Source organism: Pontimicrobium sp. MEBiC01747, assembly GCF_053601635.1.
The window spans coordinates 1-1,378 of sequence record NZ_JBSHNS010000436.1 but is presented as its reverse complement, the minus strand read 5'-3'; the positions used below and the strand labels follow the sequence as shown (position 1 = coordinate 1,378).

Below are 1,378 nucleotides of genomic sequence, written 5' to 3'. Positions count from 1 at the left end.
CCATCTACTAATGCTTCTGCATCTTGTGCAGTTTCTTGTAATAATGTGTTTAACATATTTGTGTATTGATAATGGTGTAGCGTTTGTTTTTTAATTCTATTTTAAACGCTACGTTATGCATGAAATTTAGTTTCCTGTTTGGATTCTAAGCGGTAAACGATAAGATACAGTTACTGCTTTGCCGTTTTGTATACCTGGTTTCATTTTTGGTAATAGCTTTGTAACGCGCTTCGCTTCTTCTTCAAATTTGGGATGTTTTGCTTTCGCTCTAATACCTACTACTTGACCTTTATCGTTTATTTTAAAAGTAATCACAATATTTTGTGTTCCTGTTAATCCTAAATCTCCAGCTAATTGTTTATCGAATTTACTCCCTACAAATTGCTTGATTTTATCATTAAGGCATTTCCTTTTAGCTTCCCCGTTTAAACTCTCACAGCCTGGGTAAGTTGGAGCATTTTCAATTTTTCTAAAGTCTACAACACTGCTTCCGCTTCCTCCTTCTTTAGTTTTTGCAGCGGCAGCGGCAGCAGCGGCTTTTTTCTTTGCTGCTCTATCTGCAGCGGCTTTTGCTTCGGCTGCAGCTTTTGCCTTAGCTTCTGCATCGGCTTTTGCTTTCGCAGCTTTTTCTGCTGCTATTCTATCGGCTTTTCTTTTAGCTTCTTCAGCTTCTTTTTGTGCTTTAGCTTTGGCTTCTCTATCTGCTTTTTCTTTTGCTTCTTTTGCCTCTTTAGCTTCTCTATCTGCCTTTTCCTTTGCTTCTTTCTCGGCTTTTTCTTTAGCCTCTTTTTCAGCACGTTCTTCTGCTTCCTTTGCTTCTTTTATTTTTAAAGCTTCTTCTGCTTCTTGTGTTAAAAGGTCTTCGTCTACTTGCTCTTTAGCCGTTTCTTCAACAGGTTCTTCTACTACTTCTTCTACGGTTTCTTCAACTGTTTCTTCTTCTACAGTTTCTTCTGCGACTTCTTCGGCCACATCTTCTTCTATAATTTCTTCTGCTGCATCCTCTTCTATAGCTTCTTCTGCTACTGCTGGATCTTCTTCTGCTACATCATTTTCATTTGAATCTTCTGGACTCGATGGTGCATCTGGTTGAACATCATCTGCGATACTAGGAGTTCCAAAATTTATAGCAACGCCATATTCTTGCGGAGGATCCATATATGGAGGCCCAACTACAAACAGTAATAGCAATAAAATAAACAATAATAATGCTGTTATTTTTGCTGAATTACGTTCGTGTTTGGTCTCTAAATACTTCATAGAAAATATATTATTGCGATTTTACTGCTAGTGTCGATTTTATTTTATTTCTATTAGCAATGTCCATGATGTATACTACATGTTTCATTTCTACATCTTGGTCGGATCGTATTGTTAT

General features: G+C 37.2%; 1 protein-coding gene. It reads right to left on the bottom strand.

The window, feature by feature from the left end; translation table 11 throughout:
• Positions 1-126: 126 nt before the first annotated feature.
• Positions 127-1,260, bottom strand: coding sequence for a cell envelope integrity protein TolA (gene tolA, locus ACVC2P_RS14050; RefSeq protein ID WP_452599084.1), 1,134 nt, complete (start codon positions 1,258-1,260; stop codon positions 127-129).
• Positions 1,261-1,378 lie beyond the last annotated feature (118 nt).

What these genes read in the sequence shown, in the direction of transcription:
- tolA (WP_452599084.1), bottom strand. Translation starts at nt 1,260, where the DNA reads ATGAAGTATTTAGAGACCAAACACGAACGTAATTCAGCAAAAATAACA.